Here is a 22883-nt window from a genome sequence, read left to right on the forward strand (position 1 = left end):
GCCGGCGCTGGATGCGCGTGGGATCGAAGGAGGAGCGAAGGGCGCTCGAAGCGTCGACCCGGCTGACCGGGACGACGCGCACGTGCCCGGTCAGCGGGGAATTCGAATGCTGCCGGGAATGGACGTGCGCAGGTGCATGGGGCGCAGTCTAGCAGGGCCCGACCGGCCCCTGGTGGATGCGCGGCCCGGTGCGGCTTGCACGCGTCTGCACCGCCGGGAGGCGGGCATCGCAGAGGGGAGAAAGGCGCCTCAGCGCGAGGGCATGTCCTTCTGCGAGTACCCCAGGTTCACCGCTGCGTCCGCGGGAATCGGCGGCATCGAGGCGTTCCAGGCCTCCCAGTCGGCGCGCATGGCCGCGAGCCGCGCCGGGTCGTGTCTGCCGAGGTTGGCCCGCTCCCGTTCGTCGCGCGAGAGGTCGAAGAGGTACTCGTGGCCGTCCACCTGCAGGTATTTCCAGTCGCCGTCGCGCAGGGCGCGCTGGTCGCGGTGCTTCATGCGCCAGTACAGGGTGCGCGCAAAGCGGTGGGCCGGATCGCGCAGCACCGGCAGCAGCGAGACCCCGTCCAGCGGATGCTCCGGATGCGCAGCGACGCCCGCCGCGTCGAGGACGGTGGCCGACCAGTCCATCGTCATGCAGTGCTGCGCCGTGGTGCTGCCGGCGGGGATCGTCGCCGGCCAGTGCGCGATCCAGGGGACCCGGATGCCGCCCTCGGTCAGATCCATCTTGCCGCCGACCAGGGGCCAGTTGTCCGAGAAGCGCTCGCCGCCGTTGTCGCTCGTGAAGACCAGCAGCGTGTCGCGCTCCACGCCGTGGCGGCGCAGGGCGTCCACGACCCAGCCGATGCCTTCGTCCATGTGGTGGATCATGCGGCGGTAGGTGTGGATGCTGCCCCCGTGCAGATGGAAGATGTTGTCCTTCACCTGCGGCGCGAGCGCGGCGTCGTCGCGCGTTTCCCAGGGCCAGTGCGGCGCCGTGTAGTGGAGGCTGAGAAAGAAGGGCTGCTCCTGCCCGGCCATCCGGTCGACGTAGTCCACCGCGCGCCGCGAGAGCAGGTCGGTCAGGTAGCCTTCTTCGTGCTGCTCCTGTTCGCCGAACCACAGGTCGTGCTGGCCGGTCGAGCTGCAGTGGGTCCAGTAGTCCACCCCGCCCGACATCGGGCCGAAGAACTCCTCGTACCCGGAGCGCAGCGGCCCGAACGCGGGCGGATGGCCCAGATGCCATTTGCCGATCAGCGCCGTGCGGTAGCCGGCCTGCTTCAGCAGGGACGCCACCGTGGGCTGCGTCGGCGGCAGGCCGAGCACGGTGCTGCCCCGCGTCTTGCTGCCGATCGGCTCGTCGGCGCCGCCGCGCAGCCGGTACTGGTAGCGCGCGGTCGCCAGCGCGAAGCGCGTCGGGGAGCAGACGGGCGAGTTCGCATATCCCTGCGTGAACCGGATGCCGTCGGCGGCGAGCCGGTCGAGCACCGGAGAGACCTTGCCGAAATCGGCGTCGCGGCCGCCGTAGCAGCCCAGGTCCGCGAAGCCGAGGTCGTCGGCGACGATGAAGATGATGTTCGGGGCGCGTGCCGTCATGGTGGGGCTGGACGGGAACTCGGTGCTGGACGGCGCCGCGTCAGTCGGCGCTGAGCCCGAGGCGCTTGACCACCGGCTCCCAGCGCACGATCTCGGCGTTCAGGATGGACTGGGCCTGGGCGCTGCTGCTGCCCACGGCGGTGAGGTCATGGTTCGGCAGCTTCGCGCGCAGCTCGGGCGACTTCATGACCTCCTGGGACCGTTTCTCGATCTCGGCCAGCATGGGCGCCGGCGTCGACCTCGGGGCCTGCAGCACCAGCCGGAAGCTCACGTCCAGTCCGGGTTGGCCGAGCGCCTGGGCCAGCGTCGGCACCTGGGGCGCCAGCGGGGACGGCTTGGCCGAGGACACGGCCAGCGCGACCAGCTTGCCGGCCTTGACGTGCGGCAGCACGGTGGGGGTGGCCAGGAAGCCGCAGTTCACTTCGCCGGACAGGATGGCCTGGGTGGCCGGCGCCGGGCCGCGGTACGGGATGTGGTCCATGCGCACGCGCGCCGCGTCGAGGAACATCTCGCTGGCCAGGTGCCCCGGCACGCCGGGGCCGCCCGAGGCGTAGGTGAGCCGCCCCTTCTGCGCCTTGGCCACCAGTTCGCCGACGCTCTTCACGCCCACCGAGGGGTGGCACACGAGCATCTGCGAGAAGCTCGCGACGATGGAGACGTTCACCAGGTCCCGCCTGGGATCGAAGTCCCCGGACTTGTAGACGTGCGGGTTCACCGTCAGCACGGTGTCCGGGCTCAGCACCAGGCTGGCGCCATCGCCCTCGGCCTTCGCGGCCGCGATGGCCGCCAGGTTGTTGCCGGCGCCCGGGCGGTTCTCCACCACGACCGGCTGGTTCACCAGCTTGCCCAACTGGTCGGCGAAGAGCCGCGCCGTGATGTCGGACGGCGCGCCCGGCGGCGAGCCGACGAACACGCGGATGGGCTTGGAGGGCCAGGTCTGCGCCTGGGCGACGCACGCCGCGGCGATCGCGCCGATGGCGGCGGCAGTGCGCAATGCGCTCGGGATGTTCATGTCGGTTTCCTTCTGTCGGATTCAGTGGAGCAACTGGCCGCGCCGGTCGACGACACCGATGTCGACCCACTGCGTGCCGACGTTGCGGCCACCCGTGAAGTCCTCCGGGAGGCCGCCGAGATCGATCTTCAGCTGGCGCATGGCGGCCGCCACCTTCTCCGGCGTGGGGGAGGGGCCGGCGCGGCGGATCGCCTCCACCGCGACCTTCGCCGCCACGTAGCCCGTCAGGTGCGGATTGGACAGCTCCGACTGCGGCAGGTACTTGCGCATCGCGGCGCGGAACTCCCGGGTCAGCGACGTCTTCTCCGCGGCCGCGTTGGGCAGCACCTGCGCGATGCCCACGCCCACCGCCGACTCCAGCGGCGCCTTCTCCAGGATGGCCTCCGCGGGCACATAGGACATCCCGTACAGCGGCGTCCGGTCGCCGGCCGCGCGCACGTCGCGCACCAGGGCGGCGCCGCTGTTGCGCACGAGGACCATGACATACGCCTGCGCGCCCGTGTCCTGCAGCTTCCTGGCCGTTGCGGCCAGCTGTTCGCCCACCGGGGGCACGGCGACCCGGCCTGCGACGTCGAGCTTGAGCTCGGCCACCGCCTCGTCGAAGTGGGCCAGGCCGCTCTTGCCCATGGGGTTGTCCTGGAACGCCACCGCGACGCGCGTCAGGCCCAGCGTCGACAGATGCTGCAGGATGTGGCGGATCTGCGCGCGGTCGCCGCCGTGCACGTGGAAGATCCAGGGGTTGTCCGGCGAACGCATGGCTTCCGCGCCGGGCGTTGCGCCGATGGCCGGGATCTTCACGCGCTCGAGCACCTTGCTGGACTGCAGCGCCAGGACGTTGGCCGAGCCGAACAGGTTGACGAAGGCCACCGGCTTGTCGCGCTCGGCGACCATGGCGACCAGCCGCACCGTTTCCTCCGGCTTGTACTGGTCGTCCTCGTGCACGAAGCGGATCTTCTGGCCGTTGATGCCGCCCTGTGCATTGACGGTCTCGAACCAGGCCTTGGCGCCCTCGTAGTTGCCGACGGCCGTGACGGCCAGCGGGCCCTTGGTCGGTGACACCTGCGCGATGACGATCTCGGCCTGCGCGACGGCAGGCAACAGCAACGCCAAACAGAAGGAAAAAGCACGTATCGACACTGTCGGTCTCCCTGAAAATCCACTGCGCCGGCGACGCCCTTGGCGGACCGGCCACGGAACCGCTGCGGCCCGGCCGTGGAATCTTGTGCGGCGAACAGATAGTTCATCTAATGAAGCGACGGAAACCGACGAATGAGTGTTGCGCTACGTGATCCGCAGAGGCCGGACGACTTGCTGAACTACCGGTTGCTGCGGCTTTTCGCGCTGGCGGGGGCGCCCGTCATCCGCCTGTGCGAAGGCCGCTACGGGGTCACCCGGCGGGAGTTCCGCCTGCTCTGCCTGGTCGTGGACGGGGGCGCCATGTCGCCGTCGCGCCTGAGCGAGCTGGCGCACCTGGACGCTGCGCGGACGTCGCGGGTCGTGGCCGTGCTCCTGAAGAAGCAGCTGGTTCGCCGCGACGTCCAGGACGGGGATCGGCGCTGGGCGCTGATCGAGGCCACCGCCAAGGGGCGGGAGCTGCATCGGGAGCTGTTCCCGCAGGTCGCGGACATCAACCGGCAGATGGTGTCGGTGCTGGACGCCGGCCAGCTCGCAGCGCTGGACGGCATCCTGGCGGCCCTCACGCAGCATGCGGAAGCCGTCAACGCCTCGATCGTGCTCGACGTGCGGGCCGACCGTGGGCGGGGGCGGGATCGCCGCGCCCGCGACGGCGACAGCGACTGGGCTGCCGTGGAGTAGCCGCCCGCGGCCGACAGCGCTGCGGGCGCCGGGGTCAGCAGCAGTCCGCCAGCTCGGGCGGGTGGTCGGCGTACGACAGCCCGTCGGGGCCCATCTGCACGGGCGCGGCATGGCGATGCACGCTGCTGTCCGTCGCACCCAGGATGTGCACCACACGCCAGCCGCAGAACAGCATGACGTCGGCGATCAGCCGGCGGTGGCAGCGCCACCAGAGAAGCTCGGAGCACATGATGGCGACCCTGGAGGCCTGGGCCACGTGCAGCAGCGAATGCAATCCCTGCGCGAACTCCTCGGTCCGCAGGTGCTGGGCGTACGCCCGGAACGACGGGTGCCGCCAGGCGCTGCCCTCGGGCTCCAGCGGGTTGGGGCGCCGGCGTCCCCCGAGCTCGGCAAACCAGTGGTAGGCGATCCCGTGCGCCGCCAGCGCGGCACCGAGCGCCTCGGTGCCGAACTGCGGATGCCGCCGCGACCCCGGGAAGCGGCGCACGTCGGCGATCGCCTCGATGCCGTGGGCCTGCAGGATGGCCAGGAATGCGGGGAGCGGATGGGTGGAGTGGCCGATGGTCCAGACCTCGCCCTGCGCCGTGGCGCCGTCGGCGGCCGCGGCTGGCATCTGCTCGGGTCCGGTTGGCTGGCGCATGGCGGGATGGTACGGGGCGCAGGCGACGCCTGCTCCGCGGCCGGCGTCGGGCCGCCTCCTAGCGTCCGGCCGATCCTGCCGCGTCCAGCAGGCCCAGCAGCTCCCGGTGGTTCCGCACCCCCAGCCGCTGGAACGCCCGGTAGCGGTAGGTCAACGCGGTGGTCAGCGAGATCCCCATCTTCTGTGCCGCCTGCCGGGTCGTCTGTCCGGCCAGCACGCACGCCATGAGCTGGCGCTCGCGGGCGGGAAGGTGCGCCATCCGGTCGCGCGGCACGCCGGTGGCGGGCTGCGCCCCGGGCGTGAGCCGTGCATGGCGCACCAAAGCGGTGGCGACGAGGGCGACCTGCGCGCCGGCCCAGTCGAAGTCCGCCGGCGTGTAGTCGGCGAAGGAATGGTTGCGGTAGAGGCTGACCGCGACCCTCAGCCCGTCCGGCCAGAGGGCCAGCCACGAGAGGCGTTCGCGGATGCCCGTCTCGCCGTAGCACACGCGCCGGTACGCCTCGTCGGCGACGTCGTCGGCCAGCTGGTGGCTCAGCCAGAACTGGCGGCGCGCGCCCGGCTTGCGCCGCGCGAGCCACACCATGTTGGTGTCCTTGCGGTCGAAGCCCAGCCGGATGTAGTCCACCGCGGTGAGCGTCGCCACTTCGCCCACGCCACTGGCCGTCGAGATCGCGTCGACACGGCCGTTGCTGCGCAGGCCGAAGATCGTGCAGTGGCTGGCGGGCAGGGTGGGCTGCACGGCGTCGAGCAACTGCCGCGCGAAATCGGGCGCGCCGATCGCGTCCATCAGCGCAGCCGCCAGGCGCACGTCGGCATGCGCCAGGTCGTCGCTCAGCCGGCGGCGTTGCATGCGGGAAAGCCTGTCCTCATTCGTCAGGACATTTTGACAGCGCCCGGTGCCGACAATCCGGTCTTCCGAGACTGCCGTCCACGCCCCTTCCCATGCCCCTCGACCGCATCGGACCGTTCGAATACCGGCGGTTCGCCCCGTCGCCGCCGCCCCCGCTCGGCGCCGGCCGGCTCGAAGCCCGACGCCATGCGGTGCTGATCGCCGGCGGCGGCCCGGTCGGCCTGGCCACCGCCCTCGGGCTCGGCCGCTGGGGCATTCCCAGCGTGGTGATCGAAGCCGACGATTCGGTCTGCGAGGGCAGCCGGGCCGCCTGCATCTCCCGGCGCAGCCTGGAGATCCTCGACCGGCTCGGCGTGGCCCGGCCGTTCCTCGACAAGGGGCTGGCCTGGACGCGCGGACGCAGCTACTACGGCACGCAGGAGGTCTTCGTGCTGGAGATGCCTTGCACCCCGGGCGACAGGTTCCCGCCGATGATCAACCTGGAGCAGTACTACATGGAGCAGTACCTGCTGGAGGCGATCGCCGGGCTCAACGCGGCGACGCCGGGGCTGGTGGACGTGCGCTGGTGCAGCAAGGTCACGGGCCTGGAGAGCCGGCCCGATGGCGTCTCGGTCCGGATCGAGAACGCGCTCGGCGACTACCAGGCGGGCGCCGACTGGCTGGTGGCCTGCGACGGTGGCCAGAGCTTCGTGCGCAACGCGCTCGGGCTCGCGTTGGAGGGGGTGGGATACCAGGGCCGCTACGCGATCGTCGACATCGAGCTCGCGAGCGACCATCCGACCGAGCGGCGCGCCTGGTTCGACCCGCCCTGGGCCAGAGGCACCACGATCCTGATGCACCGGCAGCCGGACGACATCTGGCGCATCGACTACCAGCTCGCCGCCGGCGAGGATGCCGCGCAAGCGATGCAGCCCGGGCAGATCCGCCAGTTCGTGCAGCGCCACCTCGATGCGATCGGCGAGGGCCACCTGTCCTGGCAGCCGGTCTGGACGTCGGTCTACCGGGCCGGCGCCATGACGCTCGATTCCTACCGCCACGGCCGCGTCCTCTTCGCCGGCAACGCCGCGCACGCCATGCCGATCTTCGGGGTGCGCGGCCTCAACTCGGGCTTCGACGACGCGGACAACCTGGCCTGGAAGCTCGCGGCCGTGGTGCGCCGCCGCGGCGGCGAGGCGCTCCTCGACAGTTACAGCCACGAGCGCGTGGCCGCGTTCCACGTCAATGCGGCAAGCGCCATGCGCAGCACCGAATTCATGTCGCCGCCGAACCGCGGCTTCGAGCTGATGCGCGAGGCCGCCCTGTCGCTGGCCGCCCGCCACAAGGGAATCGCACGCCTGGTCAACCCGCGCCAGACGCAGGCCATCACCTACCGCGACTCGCCGCTGTCGGGGTCGGGAGACGGAGGGTTCACCGCCGGGCCCGAGCCTGGAGCGCCGCTGCTGGACATGCGCGTCGGCCCGGGCACGCATCTGACCGGGCTGCTGGCCGCGCAGGGTTTCACCATGCTGGTGTTCGGCGACTCGCCCGCCGCCCGCGAGGTCGAAGCCGCGAGCGGCTCGGCCACCTGGCCCGTGCTGCCCGCAGCCCGTGTGCAACTCGATGCCCGTGGACCGGTGGCCCAGGCGTACGGGGCTGCCGACGGCACCGTCTACCTCGTGCGGCCGGATGGCCACGTCTGCGGCCGCTGGCACGCCCCCCGCGCGCACGAGGTGACGGGGGCGATCCGCCGCGCCTGCGCATCCCAGGAGATTCCCGCATGACCTTCGACGCCGCGGGGCAGGACCGCATCTATGCCCATTGCAGCAACGCGATCGCCGCCGCCGGACGCGACCGCGAGGCGCTGTTCCTCGCCCGTCTCGCGCTCCTGCTCTTCGAGCGCGTGGCGGACGAAGACGCCTGCCGCGCCGCCATCGACGCAGCCCTGCAGGACCTGCCGACCCCATCCCTCTCCGCGGGCTGACCGCGACAACCGACCGAGGCCACCATGAACCGCCGCCATTTCCTCTCCACCGTCGCCGCCGCCGCGGCAGTCACCAGCCCGTGGGCCCGTGCGCAGGGCCAGTATCCCGACCAGCCGGTCAAGTGGGTGGTGCCGTACCCGGCGGGCGGAGGCACCGACAACCTGGCCCGCGCGATCGCGGAGGGCATGCGCGCGGGCCTCGGGCAGTCGATCGTCATCGACAACCGCCCGGGCGCCGCGACCAACATCGGGGCGGAACTCGTCGCGCGCGCGAGGCCCGACGGCTACACGATCATGTCCGCCGACAACGCGCTGATGTTCCTGAACGAGCACCTGTTCAAGAAGCTGCCGTTCAGCCCGGAGAAGGACTTCAGCTACATCGGTGGCATCGGCCGCTTCCCGCTCGCGCTGGTGGTGCACCCCAGCTTCCCGGCGCAGGACTTCCGCCAGCTGCTGGCCTACGTGCGCGCCAACCCCGGCAAGACCAGCTACGCCTCGGTCGGCCTGGGTTCGCCGCACCACCTGGCCATGGAGCTGTTCAAGAACAGGACGCAGAGCTTCATCACGCACATCCCCTACCGCGGCGCGGCCCCGGCCATGCAGGACGTGATGGGCGGCCAGGTCCCGATGATGTTCCTGGACCTGGCCTCGGGCCTGTCCGTGATCCAATCCGGCAAGGTCCGGGCGCTCGCCATCGGCTCTCCCCAGCGTTCCGCCGTCCTCCCGAACGTGCCCACGCTCGCCGAAATGGGGGTGAAGGACGCCGAGGTGTTCGCCGTGCAGGGCGTGGTCGGGCCCGCGGGCCTGCCGGCGCCCGTGGTGGGGCGCCTGAACCAGGAGCTGAACAAGGCGCTCGCCGATCCCGCGGTGCTGAGCCGCTTCACCGGCTTCGGGTTCGAGCCGATCCGCGTCAGCCCCGAGCAGTTCAAGGCCATGATGCGCGACGAGGCCCGGCGCTGGGGACCCGTGATCCGCGCCGCCAACGTGACGCTGGACTGAGGAGCACCACCATGGACCAGCCTGGAGCCCGCCCGGTCGAGGGGCTGCACCACTTCGCCTGGCGCTGCCGCGACGCGCAGGAGACGCGCCACTTCTACGAGGACCTTCTGGGCCTGCCGCTCGTGCACGTGATCCGCAAGGACCACGTGCCGAGCACCGGCGAGTACTGCCCCTACGTGCACATCTTCTTCCGGATGCGCGACGGCTCCAGCATCGCCTTCTTCGACCTCGGCGACGCGACGGCGGCCATGCCGTCGCCCAACACGCCCAGCTGGGTGAACCACATCGCGCTGCGCGTCGCCACGCGCGAGGACCTGCTCGCGATGAAACAGCGCCTGGCCGCGCACGGCGTGGAGGTGGTCGGCGTGACCGACCACGACGGGTACATCGAGTCCATCTACTTCTTCGACCCGAACGGCCTGCGGCTGGAGCTCACGGTGGAGGTCGCGGCGCCGCAGGTGGTGGACGGCTATGCACGCGACGCGCATGCGGCCCTGCGCGCGTGGGCCGGACGCAAGCGCGGCGCCCACCCCGGAGGCCACGCGCCATGACGGCCCTGGCACCACAGCTGCGGCTGGCGACGCGCCGCAACGGCAGGCGCGACGGCGAACTGATGCTGGTCGACCGTTCCGCGCGCAAGTGGGTGCCGGCCGGCGCCGACGCCCCGACCCTGCAGGCCCTGCTCGACGACTGGGCACCGTTGGCCGCGCAGGTCGACGAGGTGGTGCGGCGGCTGGACGCGACGGGCTGGGCGGGCGCACTGCCGTTCGACGCGGGCCAGTGCATGGCACCGCTGCCGCGCGCCTACCAGTGGGCCGACGCGTCCGTGTACCGCAACCACGCGCGCCTGATCTACCAGTGGCGGCGCGAACCCATCCCTGCAGGCTACGAAGAGGAGCCGCTGGTCTACCAGGGCGGCTCCGACGTGATGCTCGGGCCGCAGGACGACATCGTGGCGGTCGACGAGGCGCACCAGATCGACCTGGAAGCGGAGATCGCCGTCATCACGGGCGACGTGCCGCTCGGGGCCTCCCTCGAGGAGGCCCGGCAGGCGATCGCGCTGGTGGTGCTGCTCAACGACGTGTCCCTGCGCGGGCTGATCCCGGGCGAGCTGGCCAAGGGCTTCGGCTTCTACCAGAGCAAGCCCGCGACGAGCTTCGCGCCGATCGCGGTGACGCCGGCCGCCCTGGGGCCGGCGTGGCGGGACGGCATGCCGGACCTGCGGGTGCGCATCGCGATCAATGGCGAATGGTTCGGTGAGCCGCATGCGAACACGGAAGCGATCTTCAACTTCCCGCAGATCATCCGGCACCTCGCGCGGACCCGAAGCCTCGCGGCCGGCAGCATCGTCGGCGCCGGCACCATCAGCAACGCCAGCCCATCGGCCGGCAGCGCCTGCATCACCGAGGCCCGCGTGCGGCAGATCCTCGCCGGCACGCCGGAATCGGCGCTGCGCCCCTACCTGCGCGACGGCGACCGGGTCCGCATCGAGGCGATCGTCGACGAGCAGGACGCCGTCTTCGGCGCCATCGACCAGCGGGTGTCGGTGCGGCCGCGACACTGAGCAGGTTGGCGCGCGCCGGCAACCCTCCGGCGCGCACAGCCCCCGGCGTCCATGTGACACTGCCGGATCTGTGCCGAACCGCCGAAGGAGCCACGAGCGATGAACGACATCCACGACGACATCTGGCGCGCACGCGTCCACCTGGCTGCGGCCAACCGCCTCGCGGTCTACGACGACCTGGAAGAAGGCATCGACAACCACTTCACGATGCGCGTGCCGGGCCGGGAAGGCCTGTACCTGGTCCTGCCGTTCGGCCTGCACTGGTCCGAGGCACGGGCCAGCGACCTGATCGTCTTCAACGAGGCGGGCGAGGTGCTGGAAGGCACCGGCAGCCTGGAGCTGAGCGCCCTGAGCATCCATGCGCCGCTGCATCGGCTCACCGGCGCGAATGTCATCCTCCACACCCACCAGACCTGGGCGCTGGCGTTGAACATGCTGGAGGACAACCGCCTGCTGCCGGGCAGCCAGACGGCCGCATTCCTCACCCGGAACATCGCCTACGACGACGGCTACACCGGGCTGGCCGCTTCGCTGAGCGAAGGCGAACGCCTCGCGTCCGTCCTGGGCGACAAGCAGATCCTGTTCATGAAGAACCACGGCGTCCTCGTCGTGGGCGACACCGTCGGGCAGGCCTACCGGCGCCTGTACAAGCTCGAGCGGGTCTGCCGCGCGCAGGTCCTGGCCATGTCCACCGGCCGCCCCCTGGCCGTGCTGGACGACGAGACGGTCAAGCGGGTGGAGCGCCCGAACCCCCGAAACAGCCACTCGCAGGCCGAGCGTGAAGCGCTCTATTTCGCGGCGATGATGCGCGTGCTGGACCGGGAGATGCCGGGCTACGCGGACTGAGGCGGCTGCGAGGCGCGAGCGGGGCGGCCATCCCGGGTCGGCGCACCGGTGGGCCGGCTCGACAGCACCTGGTTGTCGATTCCGGCATGCCTCGCTCGTCGTGGCGGTGGAGCTTCGAATCCTCGCAGTTCCGTTTTCCAGCCACACCGAACGAGCACCCCATGACCAAGACGATCTTCATCAGCCTCCCCGTGGCTGACCTTGCAGCCTCGACGGCCTTCTACAAGGCCCTGGGCTTCGAGCAGAACGCCAGATTCAGCGACGGCACCAGCGCCTGCATGACGTGGAGCGAGTCGATCCAGGTGATGCTGATCTCGCACGCGAAGTGGCGCACGTTCACCCAGCGGCCATTCCCCCCGGCCGGGACGGCCGGGCTGATGCTGTCCCTCGCGCTGGACAGCCGCGAGGCGGTCGACGCGATGAACCGGGCCGCCGCCGCCCACGGCGGGCAGGCCGACGCGAACCCGGCCGAGGACTTCGGCTTCATGTACTCGCGGGACCTCGCGGACCCCGACGGCCACCTCTGGGCCGCGCTCTGGATGAATCCGGCGGCGATGCCCGCCCATGCGTGAGGTGCCCATGGCAGCTGAAGAGAAGGTGAAAGGCCCGGCCTCCTACTTCCCGTCCATCGAGAAGAAATACGGGCAGCCCGTCGAGCACTGGTTCCAGATCTTGCGGGCCGCAGGCGACCTCAAGCACATGGAACTGGTGGGCCTGCTCAAGACCGCGCACGGTCTCGGGCATGGCCATGCCAATGCCCTGGTGGCCTACCACCTGGCAAGGCGGTAGGCGCGCCCGGCCGGCCTGGCGGCGAGCGAACGGGAGATCGCGGCGCCGATAATCCGCGCCCATGCACATGAAGGTTGGCGAGCTGGCCCGAAGCACCGGCCTCACGGTGCGCACCTTGCATCACTACGACGAGATCGGGCTGCTCAGGCCCTCGGTGCGCAGCGAGGCCGGCTATCGCATGTACGCCGCGCAGGACGTCGCGCGCCTGCATGCGATCCAGGCGCTGCGGCATCTGGGACTGGCCCTCGGCGCGATCGCCCCGATCCTCGATGGCCGGGACGTCCGGCCGGAAGCCATCCTCGACCAGCAGATGCAGGCGCTGCAGCGGCGCATCCGCGAGGCGACGGAACTGCACGATCGCCTGGCGCTCCTGCGCGCGGGCATCCTGGCGGGCAGGAACCCGGACACCGGCGAGTGGGTGGAGAGCCTGTCGCTGATGGCCACGTTCGGCAAGCACTTCAGCGCCGGCGAACTGAAGTCGATCTTCACCCGCTATGCGCAGATCGAAGGCGAATGGCTGGCGCTGCAGGCCGAGGTGCGGGCCCACATGGACGCGGGCGGCACGGTGGAGTCGTCGCAGGGTCAGGCCCTCACGTACCGGTGGAAGCAGCTGATGGCGTGCTGGATGCAGGGCGACTTCGCGTTGATGGAACGCTGGGGCGCGATGTACCGCCACGAGCCCTCGGCGTCGGGCCGGCGCGGGGCGCCGCCGGCCGACATGATCGCGTACATGGATCGCGCGATCGCCTGCCGCTTCGCGCTCGCGTGCACGCACTTCACCGAGTCCGAGGTCAAGGCGATCGGCTACGTGCCGGATGCGGAGTTCGCCGCCATCGACGCGGCAGGCCGGAAGCTGCTGGCCGCCGGTGCCAGCCCACGCAGCCGCCAGGCCCGTGCCCTGCTGAAACGCTGGGACGCCCTGCTCGATCGCGCCTGCGCCGGCGATCCGGCGATCCGCCGCAAGCTGCAGACGCTCCACCAGGCCCACCCGCTGCTGCTGGCGGGTCATCCGCTCGGGCCCGAGGTGCGGCGCTTCCTGCAGGAGAGCGCCGAAACCGCTTGACCCTCACGCAACGTGAGGCCGCACAGTCGGTCCCGTCAGGAGGACCCACGATGCAATCGACGACGAATCCGCGTGCAGCACTGCTGCGCGCGCCCAACTTCCGCTGGCTGATGGCTGGCAGCGCGGTGTCGCTGCTGGGTGACCAGTTCACCCTGATCGCCCTGCCATGGCTGGTGCTGCGCATGACCGGAGACACGGCGGCGCTGGGTCTGGTCCTGGCCTTCATCGGGGTGCCCAGGGCACTGTTCATCCTGGTGGGCGGCGCCGTCGTCGACCGCTTCTCGCCGTACCGCGTGCTGATGTGGACCAAGCACGTGAACGCGGGGTTGCTTGCAGCGCTGACGCTCGGTGTCTACCTGCAGATCCTGCCCTTGCCGGCGCTGTATGCGCTGGCGCTCGCACTCGGGCTGTCGAGTGCGTTCAGCATCCCGTCCGGCACCTCGATCCTGCCGCACGCCCTCCGGCCGCAGGACCTGGCAGCGGCCAACGGCGCGATGATGGGCCTGCGCCAGTTGAGCTTCTTCATCGGGCCCATGGCGGCAGGCCTGCTGATCGCCTTGTTCGGCGACGGCAGCGGGGCGGTGCGCCAGCCGACCGGCATCGCACTGGCCTTTGCGGTGGATGCCGCCAGCTTCGCGCTGTCGGCGTGGACGCTGTCGCGCGTGCGCCTGCATGCGACCCCTGCGCCCCTGGCCTCGGCCGCCTCGCTCTGGTCTTCCATTGCTGACGGCCTGCGCCATGTCCGACGCGACCACGTCCTGGCGGCCACCTATGTGTACTGGACGGCGGTGGCCCTGCTGGTGCTCGGGCCGCTGCAGATTGCCCTGCCCGTGCTGGCGCAGAGCCAGCCGCAGCTGGGCGCGTCGGCGCTCGGGCTGATGGCGGGCGCGCATGGCGGCGGCACGCTCGTCGGCATGGCCCTCTCGGGAGCGCGCCAGCTGCGCGTCGGGACGCTTGGCACCAGCATGCTCCTGGCGGACGTGCTGATCGGCCTCTTGTTCCTGCCGATGGGCCAAGTCACGTCCACAGCCCAGGGCGTGGGCCTGATGCTGGCGGTCGGCGTGCTCGCCGGCTTCATGCAGGTCGCCGTGTTCACCTGGATCCAGGGACGCGTCGCGCCGTCCATGCTGGGGCGGGCCATGAGCCTGTTCATGTTCATCTTCATGGGCCTGGTGCCGCTGGCCTCGGCGGCAACGGGGTGGGTGCTGAAGCACGTGCCGCTGACCCTGCTGTTCAGCACTTGCGGACTGTTGCTGGTCGCACTGGCCGTCATCGCGTGGATCGCGTCGCCGATGCGGCAGATCGACGACCGGCGGCCGCTCGGCCAGGCGGCGTGATGCCGGCGGTCGATCGCCGGGCCGGGTGCCCGGACCTGGCCGCTTGCGTTGGAAAACTCGCCTGGGCGTCGTCGTCGGTGTTCGTCAAGGGCGGTGCACGCCTTGCCACCCATGGGTTCGCGCCTGGTGGCCCGTTCCAGGCGGCAGGTTCGCTCGGAACGAGCATCGGCGGGCCCGCGGCTGGCCCGCGGCTGGCCGCTGGTGGCTTGTCACTCAGGGAGCTGGCGCACGATCTGACGGCGCTCGCTCCGCGCGCCGAAGCTCGTGCATCCCAGATCGTTCGGGGGAATGGGCGCGGTGGTGCACAAGGCCTGGGCGCAATGGTGCGGCAGCACGGCGCCTGCGCCCTGTGCGGCGGTCACCGTGAGCCATGGCGCTTTCGAGGTGACGTTGCCGAAGATGGTCGCGAAGGCGACGTCTGCGGCATCGCGGCCGGTGCCGAACCGCATGAATCCCATCGGAATGCCGATGCCCGAGGGATCGAACAAGTACCAGCGATCGCTGAGGTACACCTCCACATAGGCATGGAAGTCCGGCGGTGAGCGCAGCGGGTTGCTTCCGTAGTCTGTCCCGGTGGCGATGCGCGCGGGGATGTTCAACGCGCGGCACAAGGCCGCCATCAGGTGGGCGTAGTCGCGGCAGACACCGACGCGGTCGACGATGGTGTCCAGCGCGGAGGTGGACGAGCTGCTCGAACCCGATGTGTAGGTCACGCGCTGCTGCACCCAGTGCTGGATGGCCAGCACCCGGCTGTAGCCCGGCCACAAGGAGCCGAATTCCGCCCAGGCCAGCCTGAGCAGTCGATCCGATTGGCAGTAGCGGCTAGGGTAGAGGTAAGGCATCACCTCCAACGGCAAGCAGCGCACCGGCACCTCGACCAAGGTGTCGGGCTCGGCCAGATAGTGCTGGATCGTGACGGTCGCCCCGTACCGCAGGACGAACAGCCCTGGACCGGCGTGCAGCCGCATGAAGCGGGTGGCGGTTGCGCTGTCGGTCGCAATGTCTTGCGGCACGTCGCCGGTCAGTTCCAGGCGCTCGGCCTGCACGTGCTGGTGCGCGGTCCTGGCCGGATGGATGTTGAAGATGAAATCGGCACCCGCGGGATCCTCGATCTCGTACTCCAACGAGATGGCAAGCTCGATCTGAACCATCGTTGCTCCTGAACGCCCTCGACGCTGCATGCAACCTGAATTCGATCGCTGCCCCAGACTACCACGCGGGTTGCGCGCGCTGTGGCGTGCACGCGCAACCAGGCATGCGCATCGCCTGTCAGGCACCGGGGCCCCCGGATCTACCTGGCGCCGGAGTGCTTCTTGATCAGACGATCGACCAGGTCCAGCAGTTCGCCGGCCTGGACTGGGGGGACCAGGTAAGCGTCTGCAAGGGCATCGAGGCCAGCATCCTTGTGGACGCCGTCCACGTAGACGGCCGAGGTCAGCACGATGGGAATGGACCGTGTCGCCGGGCTCGCCCGCAAGGTTGTGCAGACCTCGATCCCGTGCACGTCGGGAAGATTGACGTCCAGGATGATGGCCGACGCGCTCGCCCCGAGCTTGATCGCGTCGTCACCGGTCTCTGCTTCGAGCGTGACATACCCCGCGGCCCGCAGCGTCCTCTCGGTCGCATAGCGCTGGGCAGCGACGTCGTCCACCACCAGCACCCGGTAGGCATGGCGGTCGAACGCGTGCTCCAGGTGGCTGGGCTGCGTCAAGCCGAAGTCGACGTACTCCAGGATGCTCGCCAGTCCATGACCGGAGCGTTGACCTGGCGGAGCCTTCTTCCCGTTTGGCATGGTCCATCGTCCCTGAAGGGTGCGCAAGCACGGTCGAGCCGCTGTGGCGTCAGCGCCGCCGTGGTGGGTGGCACGTGCATGGGCGCGAGGGGTGCGTCAGCAACAACTGGGAGTCGCGCAGCGATGCCTTCCACCACGCTTGAACTTCCCGCGATCGTTCAAGAGCCAGCCGCGCTTCTTCCAGATTGCGCGTTGCGTGCGCAAGAGCTTCCGCGGTCTGCTCCAGAGCATTGGCGATCCTGACCATGCAAGGCCATGGCAACCCGCATGCCACGGTGCTGCGCCCAGCGCGGCCTTGGCCTCGCACAGATCAGAACTGGGTGTCGAGGGATGCAGCTCCGAAGACGAAATCGCAACGGCTGCCTTCGGTCAGGAGCAGCTTGAAGCCGAGCCGGCCGAGCTCTGCTTCGAGATGCGTGATCTGCTCGAAGTGGGCGACGGTGTAGCGTGCAAGTTCAGCGCCGCCCTCGTCGACGAAGCACACGTCCCAGCCCGGTCCGAAGAGCGGCGGGATGCTCTTTGCCCGCTCCACTGCGGCACTGACCAGGTTGCGCGGGAAGGCAAGTTCGTCCATGCGCTGATGGTCGTTCGATCGAGTCACGAAAACCGTAGGTCATGGGCGATGAGAGCTGGCAGACGTCTCGCACCGCGATGGGCTGCACACGAGCATGTCGATCCCGAGGCGGCAACATGTGCAGCAGCCACCGTGTGCAGCCGCCGACGTACTCGGCGCCGGTCGCCTCGCCGTCTCATCCCGCGGCGGCACGGCCGGGCTGGCCACGCCCAAGAGTGGAGCCGTTCCTACAAGGCGGGATCGTCGGCCGTGGAACAGTGACAGGCCTGATGCCCACCTACGACTACGCCTGCGCTCGCTGCGGCACATTTGCCGAGCTGCGGCGCATTGCCGACCGTGATCGCGCGACGTCTTGCCCGAAATGCGGCCAGGACGCCACGCGCATGGTCGCGGCCAGCCCGCACGTCGGCGGCATGGGCTCACTGCACGCGCGCGAGACAGCCGACGGGCGTTATGCGCGGATGCGGCACGCAGGGGGGTGTGGCTGCTGCGTGTGAGCGGGGCTCCATGCAGAACCGTCCAGGAGCGCCTTGCGCCGCCGCCGATCTCGAGCAGCGCCGATCGCCGGAACATCCATCTCCAGGAGCCGAACATGCCGCAAGGGGACAAGTCCACCTCCACCGACAAGCAACAGCGCCAAGCGGGTGCCATCGAGAAAGGCAACGGGCCAAAAGGCGTGGGCCGCCCGCAGGGCGGCGCGCGCGCATGGGCCACCGTGGCCAACCGCCAGGGTGCAGGCAAGAAGATCGGCTCGGGACGGAAGGTCCCCTCGGGCCCCGTCGGCGGCTCGGGTCGCAAGACCAACCTGGCCCGCTCCTCCTGAGCCGCTCGTGCTGGCGCCCCGCGCCAACACCTCATCTGGCGCGGCATCGTCGACACCGTGCCTGCTCCTGGCGGGCCGCAACACGTCCTGGCCGGGCGAGGCGGCCGCCGTCGCCCCGAGGTCCGGCGCCCTGGCTCAGTTCCGGAACGTGATCCAGGCCGTCCAGAACAGGCTGGAGAAGAACCGCTCGGCCCGCCCGAAACCCGCCGCGGCCAGCATCTGGAGGGCGTGCCATTCGGACGCCGGCGGATCGGCGCCGTGCAGGATCTTCCCGAGCTTCGCCTGCACCTCGTCCGGGCCGGCGCCGAACATGCGCCAGCGCTGCGCCCATGCCTTCAGGAGCAGCGGCCGGCTTGCGTACGCATGCGCATTGCCTGCCAGGACCAGGGGCGCTCCGCTGGGCAGGCGGTCTGCCACGGACCGCAGCAGATCCATCTGGGCTTCGGTTCCCTGCACGTGATGCAGGACACCGATGACCGTGGCGGCATCGAACCGTGTGTCGAGGGGGATGTCCCGCACATGGCCGGAAACGCTGGTCGTGCGGTCGGCAAGGCCCGATGCATGAAGGCGGGCGATCGCCTGCTCGAGCATCGGCGGCGAGGGATCGACGGCCGTGAAGCGCCACGCCGGCTGCAACCCGCCGATCGACTGGACTTCCTGCCCGGTGCCCCCTGCGCCCACCACCAGCACGTGCCGCGGCCCGTCGCCCAGCGACGCCGCCAGCATGCAGGCGGCGAGTTCGTGGCAGGCCTCATAGCCGGCAAGGCCGATGCGGCTCTGCCGCTCGTATTCGCCGGCGCGGTGGACGTCGAATTTCGCTGCTCCGATGTCGTGCATGTCGTCTTGCATGGCGATGCGCGAAGCATACGGGTGGTGCGCTGCGCACGACATCTTCATTGGCGACGACCCCCATCGTCGGCGCGCGTGCGGGATTGCAGCGGAACTGCCCCGCCACCTCACGTTGGTCGGCCACGCGCCGAGGCGCGGCCGGCAGCCGGAGCGGGGTTGACGCCCCTGGTCCTCCGCTGCCTGCCGCATCAAGATCCGACCGCCCATCCAGGGCGGCAAAGGCTCAGCTGCCCAGGTCGTCCAGCCACTTCAGGGCGGCGCCGAAGTCGTTGTAGAAGACCCGGTATTTCGCCTCGCCCACGTGGCCGAACGCGATCCGCGCCAGGTACGCGATGCGCGTGTTGGGGACAAGGATCGCGGTCCGCAGCGACGCCGACCCGAGGTTCGTCTGCCTGGCCGCTTCCAGCTCCTGTTGCAGTCGTACCACCTCGATCTCGGGCGCCTCCAGTTCCAGGGCGTCGTAGAGCAGCCGGACATGCTGCGTCTCCTGGGCGAGTTCCAGGACGCGACGCTCGCACTCCCTCAGCATCTCCGCCGTGGGCTTCCCGCGGACCCGCGCGACGATGACGGAGCCGACCGGCTCGACCCAGATGCGTTCGTCTCTCATGTGTCGATCCTACCCCGTGCTTCCGGTCCGCCCGGTGGGGCGTGTTCGCTTTGCGGCTGGGGGAGGCCTTTGTCGCTCGGGTGCGCCTTTCCCGTGAGCGGCGTTGTCTTGACAGTCGCGAGCTAAACCCTTGCGCCCATCACCGAATCGGGTGCGTGGTGAGGCTGCTGCAGAATGGTGTCCCGATCACCTCCAAGTGCTCTGACCAGCAGATGGCGAAATTCCTGAACACCAGTGCGACCAACTACTTCCTCGAAGAGTTGATCAAGAGTGCCACAGACCGGTTGATCCTGATCAGCCCCTTCCTGAAGCTGAATGACCGCATCAAGGAGCTGCTGGCAGACAAGAACCGCCTCAAGATCGATGTCCGGATCGTGTATGGCAAGAGTGAACTGCAGCCGCAGGAGATTGAATGGCTCCGGGGGCTGACCTATGTTCGGACCAGCTTCTGCAAGAACCTGCATGCGAAGTGCTACCTTAGTGAGTCTCTTTGTATCGTGACTAGCCTGAATCTCTATGAATTCAGCCAGGTGAACAACAACGAGATGGGAGTTCTGATCGAACGTGTCGAGGATGCGCAGCTGTACAAAGATGCTTACGAAGAGGCGCAACGCATCATCCGTATCAGCGACGAAGTGCGGATCACCATGGAGAGGGTCACAAGCAGCGCCGTAGAGAGTTCCGAGGCTGTTGCAGATGTTGTGACAGAAGGCGAACCGACTTCGGGCGGAAAGCTTCCATCATCAAAGATCGCGCAGAAGCACGGATTGAAGACCTCGCAGCTTCTTGAGCGTGCCACGGCCGCTGGATACCTTGCTCTCGAAGGCGATCGCCACGCACTCACGCTCAAGGGGCAACAGTCCGGAGTCGAGCTTGTTGCCAAATCTCGCTTTGGCCCGTACTTCCTGTGGCCTGAGGACATCAACCTGGGCTGATCATGGCGAGTCTCGGTCGGAAAACTAGACGCTTCGATTGAGTGGCCGGGGCCGCTTAGGTCTGAAGCGGCCGCCAGCGCGTCCACTGACGGCGCGCTCCTATATAACTGCCGAGAGAAGGAGGTGACATGGGATTTCTCGACGGGCTCCTCGGAAACGCAGCGAAGATCGATCCGGCAAAGATCCAGCAAGAGTTCGCGCCGATTCTGGCTCCGGGTGAATCGGTTCAGCATGCCTACCAGCTGATCCGGGACTACTTCGTCTTCACTGACAAGCGCTTTGTGCTGGTGGACAAGCAAGGGCTCACCGGCAGCAAGGTGGAGTATCACTCCATCCCTTACAAGAGCATCACCCACTTCAGCGTGGAAACAGCCGGCACGTTTGATCTGGATGCCGAGCTCAAGATCTGGATCTCAGGGACCGAAGCTCCTATCCAGAAGCAGTTCAATAAGAAGTTGAGCATCTACGAAGTGCAGGCGGTCCTTGCCAGCTACGTGCTTCGATAGTCCCCGTAGTTCCCCAATCTTGGACGCCCGCTTCTAGCCTGAGGCGGACCTGGTCCGCGGATCGAAGACACTTGCCCGGACCTTCATCCGGCCCCTTGTCTATGACCGGCGCGTGAGGCTGGGATGAGCGCACGACCTGCAGGCGGCGGGCCCGCCCGGCCGCCGTGCAGGCGAGGACGGTTGCGGGTTTCACCCCAGCGGCGCCTGCTGTGCAGGCCAAGGTGGCTGAGGCAGAATGTCTTACTCCCCCTGAAGGGTTCCCGCCCGCGTCGCCGCGCCATCCAGGCCGGTGCCGGGACAGCTTCTTCCGTGAAGCGCGTGAAAGGAATGGCGATGTCATCCTCGGCACTGGACAGCCCTGCCAAGCTGCACGTCGCGGCGCACCTGCGCTTCGCCTGCACCTATCTCTATGCCCTGGCACGGCTCGGGCTGTTTGCCTGCCAGGCGCTCGCCATCGCGGCACTCGATCGCATCGTGGCAGGCAAGCGCAAGAAGCTGCAGTCGAACCTGCTGCGCAATCTCTGGCGATCCAGGGGCCACCTCAACCGGCTGTTCCTCGCCGACGCCCGCAACGTCCGTGACGGTGTCTACTCGCTGGCGCTGCTGGAGCTGGGGAATCCGGTGCGCCACCTGGCGCGCCTGCCCGTGATCCTCGGCGACACGATCGCGGTGGCCGCGCGCCGCAAGCGGGGCATCCACGATCGCTTCTCCGGCGCGTCGTCCGTCCGCCAGCACGCCTTCCCCGCGTACTACACGCGCAACTTCCACTTCCAGACCGACGGCTACCTGTCCGGCGCCTCGGCCCGGAAGTACGACCACCAGGTCGAGATCGTGTTCGCCGGCACCGCGGCGGCGATGCGCCGCCTGATCCTCAGGCCGCTGCGCGAGCGCTTCGGCCACGACGGCGCGGGGTGCCACTTTCTCGAGGTCGCCGGCGGGACGGGCGCCCTGACCCGCATGGTCGCGACCGAGTTTCCCAAGGCCCGCATCACCTTGCTGGAGCTCTCGCCGGACTACATGGAGGCCGCGAGGCAGAACCTGCGCGACTGCCCGAACGTCTCGTTCGTCCGCGGCCAGGCCGAGAACCTGCCGTTTCCCGACCAGCATTTCGACGCCGCCTATTCGTGCTACCTGCTGCACGAAGTGCCGCGCGACGTGCGCACGCGGATCCTCGGCGAACTCGCGCGCGTGCTGGTGGTGCAGGGCTGGATCGGCCACGTGGACTCGATCCAGCAGGACGATGTGCCCGAGTTCAACTGGGTGCTGGACCAGTTCCCGGAGGATTACCACGAGCCCTTCTACCGCGACTACACCCTGCACGATCTCCAGGCCGTGTACCGCGCCCACGGCGCCGGGAATCTGCGGGAGGAGATCGGCCTGTTCAGCAAGGCCGTCCACGGCACCAAGCTCCACCACGCATGAAACCCTGGTTCCACCTCTTCGAGGCCTTCGTCTACCTCGCTCTCCTCGCCTGCCTGTGGCACGCCCGGAGGACGCGGTCCGGCGGCTTGTCGACCCTGTTCTGGGGCAGCGTCTATGGCCTCTGCCTGGAGATCGCGACCATCTACCAGCTCAGTGCCTACCAGTACGGCCAGTTCGCGGTGATGGTGTTCAAGGTGCCGCTGTGCATCGGCATCGCCTGGGGCTGCATCATCTATTCGGCACAGCAGGTCAGCGGCAGGCTGCGCCTGGGCCTGCTGTCGGCATGCGCATTCGACGGGCTGTTCGGCCTGGGCATCGACCTGGGCCTCGACGTGGTGGCCGTCCGGGTCGGCTTCTGGGACTGGGGCCGCGGCCTCGAGCACCAGTACTTCGGCGTGCCCTACGGCAACTTCTGGGCATGGTTCTGGGTGATCTTCTTCTTCTCGCTGGTGCAGCGGGCGACGGGCCGGGCGTGGCTCGCGGTCGTCGGCGGACTGGTCGGCGTCCTGTGCACCAACGCGCTCATCAAGTTCGGCGTGGCCGAGCCGTGGCGCGGGGCGGTCGTCCTCGCCACGCTGTCCTGCGCGGTGGCGCTGCTGGCGGCGCAACGGTCGAAGGTCTTCGCGCAGCCCTTCGACGGCTTTGGCGTGCGCGTGTCCGTCGCCTTCCAGGCGGTGAGCCTGGCGATCGGCCTGGTCTCCGGCGTCCTGTTCCAGAACATGTGGATGCTGCTCCTCAGCCTCGCCATCCACGCGGCCACGATGCTGCTGCTGCACCACGAGCGGTTGCCTACCCGCGGCGGCCACGCCCGGACCGCACCGGCCGTCGCCGACCTCGATTGAGGCCCGCGCGGCTGCTCACGGCGCGCGCGCCGCGGCCAGGGCGCGAGGCCGGCGTGCCGATCTGACGGTGCCCCCCGTGCCCGCGG

The 22883-nt window shown here is 69.4% G+C and carries 27 protein-coding genes; 17 read left to right on the forward strand and 10 right to left on the reverse strand.

Annotated features, from left to right (window positions below; genetic code table 11):
- Positions 1 to 249: 249 nt before the first annotated feature.
- From VFE82_RS04820 to VFE82_RS04830, 3 genes are read right to left on the reverse strand one after another with little or no spacing between them, the layout of a single operon-like run.
- Positions 250 to 1572 (reverse strand): sulfatase family protein, encoded by a 1323-nt coding sequence (locus VFE82_RS04820; RefSeq protein ID WP_324999106.1) that lies wholly within the window; start codon positions 1570 to 1572, stop codon positions 250 to 252.
- Between the two features lie 40 nt (positions 1573 to 1612).
- Entirely contained in the window at positions 1613 to 2584 is a 972-nt protein-coding gene (locus tag VFE82_RS04825) for a Bug family tripartite tricarboxylate transporter substrate binding protein (RefSeq protein ID WP_324999107.1), read from the reverse strand.
- A 21-nt stretch (positions 2585 to 2605) separates the two neighbouring features.
- On the reverse strand, positions 2606 to 3682 hold the full coding sequence (locus tag VFE82_RS04830) for an ABC transporter substrate-binding protein (protein ID WP_324999108.1): 1077 nt from the start codon (positions 3680 to 3682) through the stop codon (positions 2606 to 2608).
- Between the two features lie 171 nt (positions 3683 to 3853).
- Between VFE82_RS04830 and VFE82_RS04835 the strand changes: the two genes are divergently transcribed.
- Complete coding sequence (locus tag VFE82_RS04835) at positions 3854 to 4399, forward strand: MarR family winged helix-turn-helix transcriptional regulator (protein ID WP_324999109.1); 546 nt, start codon at positions 3854 to 3856, stop codon at positions 4397 to 4399.
- A 34-nt stretch (positions 4400 to 4433) separates the two neighbouring features.
- Here the strand turns inward: VFE82_RS04835 and VFE82_RS04840 are convergent, their stop codons facing one another.
- Both VFE82_RS04840 and VFE82_RS04845 read right to left on the reverse strand, forming a co-directional pair.
- Complete coding sequence (locus VFE82_RS04840) at positions 4434 to 5039, reverse strand: DUF488 domain-containing protein (RefSeq protein WP_324999110.1); 606 nt, start codon at positions 5037 to 5039, stop codon at positions 4434 to 4436.
- 58 nt (positions 5040 to 5097) lie between these two features.
- Positions 5098 to 5889, reverse strand: a complete 792-nt coding sequence (locus VFE82_RS04845) for a helix-turn-helix transcriptional regulator (protein ID WP_324999111.1) — start codon at positions 5887 to 5889, stop codon at positions 5098 to 5100.
- 92 nt (positions 5890 to 5981) lie between these two features.
- Between VFE82_RS04845 and VFE82_RS04850 the strand changes: the two genes are divergently transcribed.
- The 10 genes from VFE82_RS04850 (at position 5982) to VFE82_RS04895 (ending at position 14447) form a co-directional block, all read left to right on the forward strand.
- On the forward strand, positions 5982 to 7649 hold the full coding sequence (locus tag VFE82_RS04850; protein ID WP_324999112.1) for an FAD-dependent monooxygenase: 1668 nt from the start codon (positions 5982 to 5984) through the stop codon (positions 7647 to 7649).
- Complete coding sequence (locus VFE82_RS04855; RefSeq protein ID WP_324999113.1) at positions 7646 to 7849, forward strand: hypothetical protein; 204 nt, start codon at positions 7646 to 7648, stop codon at positions 7847 to 7849. Before VFE82_RS04850 ends, VFE82_RS04855 begins: the two co-directional genes overlap by 4 nt.
- Before the next feature lie 24 nt (positions 7850 to 7873).
- The gene (locus tag VFE82_RS04860) at positions 7874 to 8848 is read left to right on the forward strand and encodes a tripartite tricarboxylate transporter substrate binding protein (protein WP_324999114.1); all 975 of its coding nucleotides are present in this window, start codon (positions 7874 to 7876) and stop codon (positions 8846 to 8848) included.
- 11 nt (positions 8849 to 8859) lie between these two features.
- Positions 8860 to 9399: a VOC family protein gene (locus VFE82_RS04865; RefSeq protein ID WP_324999115.1), complete on the forward strand. Its 540-nt coding sequence runs from the start codon at positions 8860 to 8862 to the stop codon at positions 9397 to 9399.
- Positions 9396 to 10412: a fumarylacetoacetate hydrolase family protein gene (locus tag VFE82_RS04870; protein WP_324999116.1), complete on the forward strand. Its 1017-nt coding sequence runs from the start codon at positions 9396 to 9398 to the stop codon at positions 10410 to 10412. The genes VFE82_RS04865 and VFE82_RS04870 overlap by 4 nt, the downstream gene beginning before the upstream one ends.
- 99 nt (positions 10413 to 10511) lie before the next feature.
- Complete coding sequence (locus tag VFE82_RS04875) at positions 10512 to 11258, forward strand: class II aldolase/adducin family protein (RefSeq protein ID WP_324999117.1); 747 nt, start codon at positions 10512 to 10514, stop codon at positions 11256 to 11258.
- A gap of 161 nt (positions 11259 to 11419) precedes the next feature.
- On the forward strand, positions 11420 to 11830 hold the full coding sequence (locus VFE82_RS04880) for a VOC family protein (RefSeq protein WP_324999118.1): 411 nt from the start codon (positions 11420 to 11422) through the stop codon (positions 11828 to 11830).
- 7 nt (positions 11831 to 11837) lie between these two features.
- Positions 11838 to 12047: a DUF4287 domain-containing protein gene (locus VFE82_RS04885; protein WP_324999119.1), complete on the forward strand. Its 210-nt coding sequence runs from the start codon at positions 11838 to 11840 to the stop codon at positions 12045 to 12047.
- 61 nt (positions 12048 to 12108) lie between these two features.
- Positions 12109 to 13110, forward strand: a complete 1002-nt coding sequence (locus VFE82_RS04890) for a MerR family transcriptional regulator (protein ID WP_324999120.1) — start codon at positions 12109 to 12111, stop codon at positions 13108 to 13110.
- 50 nt (positions 13111 to 13160) lie between these two features.
- Positions 13161 to 14447, forward strand: coding sequence for an MFS transporter (locus VFE82_RS04895; RefSeq protein ID WP_324999121.1), 1287 nt, complete (start codon positions 13161 to 13163; stop codon positions 14445 to 14447).
- Positions 14448 to 14656: 209 nt separating this feature from the next.
- Here the strand turns inward: VFE82_RS04895 and VFE82_RS04900 are convergent, their stop codons facing one another.
- From VFE82_RS04900 to VFE82_RS04910, 3 genes are all read right to left on the reverse strand, one after another.
- Entirely contained in the window at positions 14657 to 15598 is a 942-nt protein-coding gene (locus tag VFE82_RS04900) for a transglutaminase family protein (protein ID WP_324999122.1), read from the reverse strand.
- A gap of 140 nt (positions 15599 to 15738) precedes the next feature.
- Entirely contained in the window at positions 15739 to 16239 is a 501-nt protein-coding gene (locus VFE82_RS04905) for a response regulator transcription factor (RefSeq protein WP_324999123.1), read from the reverse strand.
- A gap of 310 nt (positions 16240 to 16549) precedes the next feature.
- Positions 16550 to 16813, reverse strand: coding sequence for a hypothetical protein (locus tag VFE82_RS04910; RefSeq protein ID WP_324999124.1), 264 nt, complete (start codon positions 16811 to 16813; stop codon positions 16550 to 16552).
- 269 nt (positions 16814 to 17082) lie between these two features.
- Between VFE82_RS04910 and VFE82_RS04915 the strand changes: the two genes are divergently transcribed.
- Together VFE82_RS04915 and VFE82_RS04920 are read left to right on the forward strand one after the other, a co-directional pair.
- A complete protein-coding gene (locus tag VFE82_RS04915; RefSeq protein ID WP_324999125.1) occupies positions 17083 to 17310 on the forward strand; it encodes a zinc ribbon domain-containing protein in 228 nt (75 codons plus the stop codon).
- A 95-nt stretch (positions 17311 to 17405) separates the two neighbouring features.
- Entirely contained in the window at positions 17406 to 17636 is a 231-nt protein-coding gene (locus VFE82_RS04920; protein ID WP_324999126.1) for a hypothetical protein, read from the forward strand.
- A 135-nt stretch (positions 17637 to 17771) separates the two neighbouring features.
- Here VFE82_RS04920 and VFE82_RS04925 read toward each other — a convergent pair whose 3' ends face one another.
- Both VFE82_RS04925 and VFE82_RS04930 read right to left on the reverse strand, forming a co-directional pair.
- Entirely contained in the window at positions 17772 to 18473 is a 702-nt protein-coding gene (locus tag VFE82_RS04925) for a class I SAM-dependent methyltransferase (protein ID WP_324999910.1), read from the reverse strand.
- Positions 18474 to 18708: 235 nt separating this feature from the next.
- Positions 18709 to 19092, reverse strand: coding sequence for an STAS/SEC14 domain-containing protein (locus VFE82_RS04930; protein ID WP_324999127.1), 384 nt, complete (start codon positions 19090 to 19092; stop codon positions 18709 to 18711).
- Between the two features lie 155 nt (positions 19093 to 19247).
- On the opposite strand from VFE82_RS04930, the gene VFE82_RS04935 reads away from it, so the two are divergent.
- From VFE82_RS04935 to VFE82_RS04950, 4 genes are all read left to right on the forward strand, one after another.
- Complete coding sequence (locus VFE82_RS04935; RefSeq protein ID WP_324999128.1) at positions 19248 to 20027, forward strand: phospholipase D family protein; 780 nt, start codon at positions 19248 to 19250, stop codon at positions 20025 to 20027.
- Positions 20028 to 20155: 128 nt separating this feature from the next.
- On the forward strand, positions 20156 to 20533 hold the full coding sequence (locus tag VFE82_RS04940) for a PH domain-containing protein (protein ID WP_324999129.1): 378 nt from the start codon (positions 20156 to 20158) through the stop codon (positions 20531 to 20533).
- 333 nt (positions 20534 to 20866) lie between these two features.
- Positions 20867 to 21955 carry a class I SAM-dependent methyltransferase gene (locus VFE82_RS04945; protein WP_324999130.1) on the forward strand — a complete coding sequence of 363 codons (1089 nt, stop codon included), beginning with the start codon at positions 20867 to 20869 and terminating at the stop codon, positions 21953 to 21955.
- A complete protein-coding gene (locus tag VFE82_RS04950; protein WP_324999131.1) occupies positions 21952 to 22797 on the forward strand; it encodes a carotenoid biosynthesis protein in 846 nt (281 codons plus the stop codon). Before VFE82_RS04945 ends, VFE82_RS04950 begins: the two co-directional genes overlap by 4 nt.
- Positions 22798 to 22883: the final 86 nt, after the last annotated feature.

This window comes from Ramlibacter sp., from assembly GCF_035655895.1.
In the GTDB taxonomy this organism is placed as follows: Bacteria; Pseudomonadota; Gammaproteobacteria; order Burkholderiales; family Burkholderiaceae_C; genus Ramlibacter.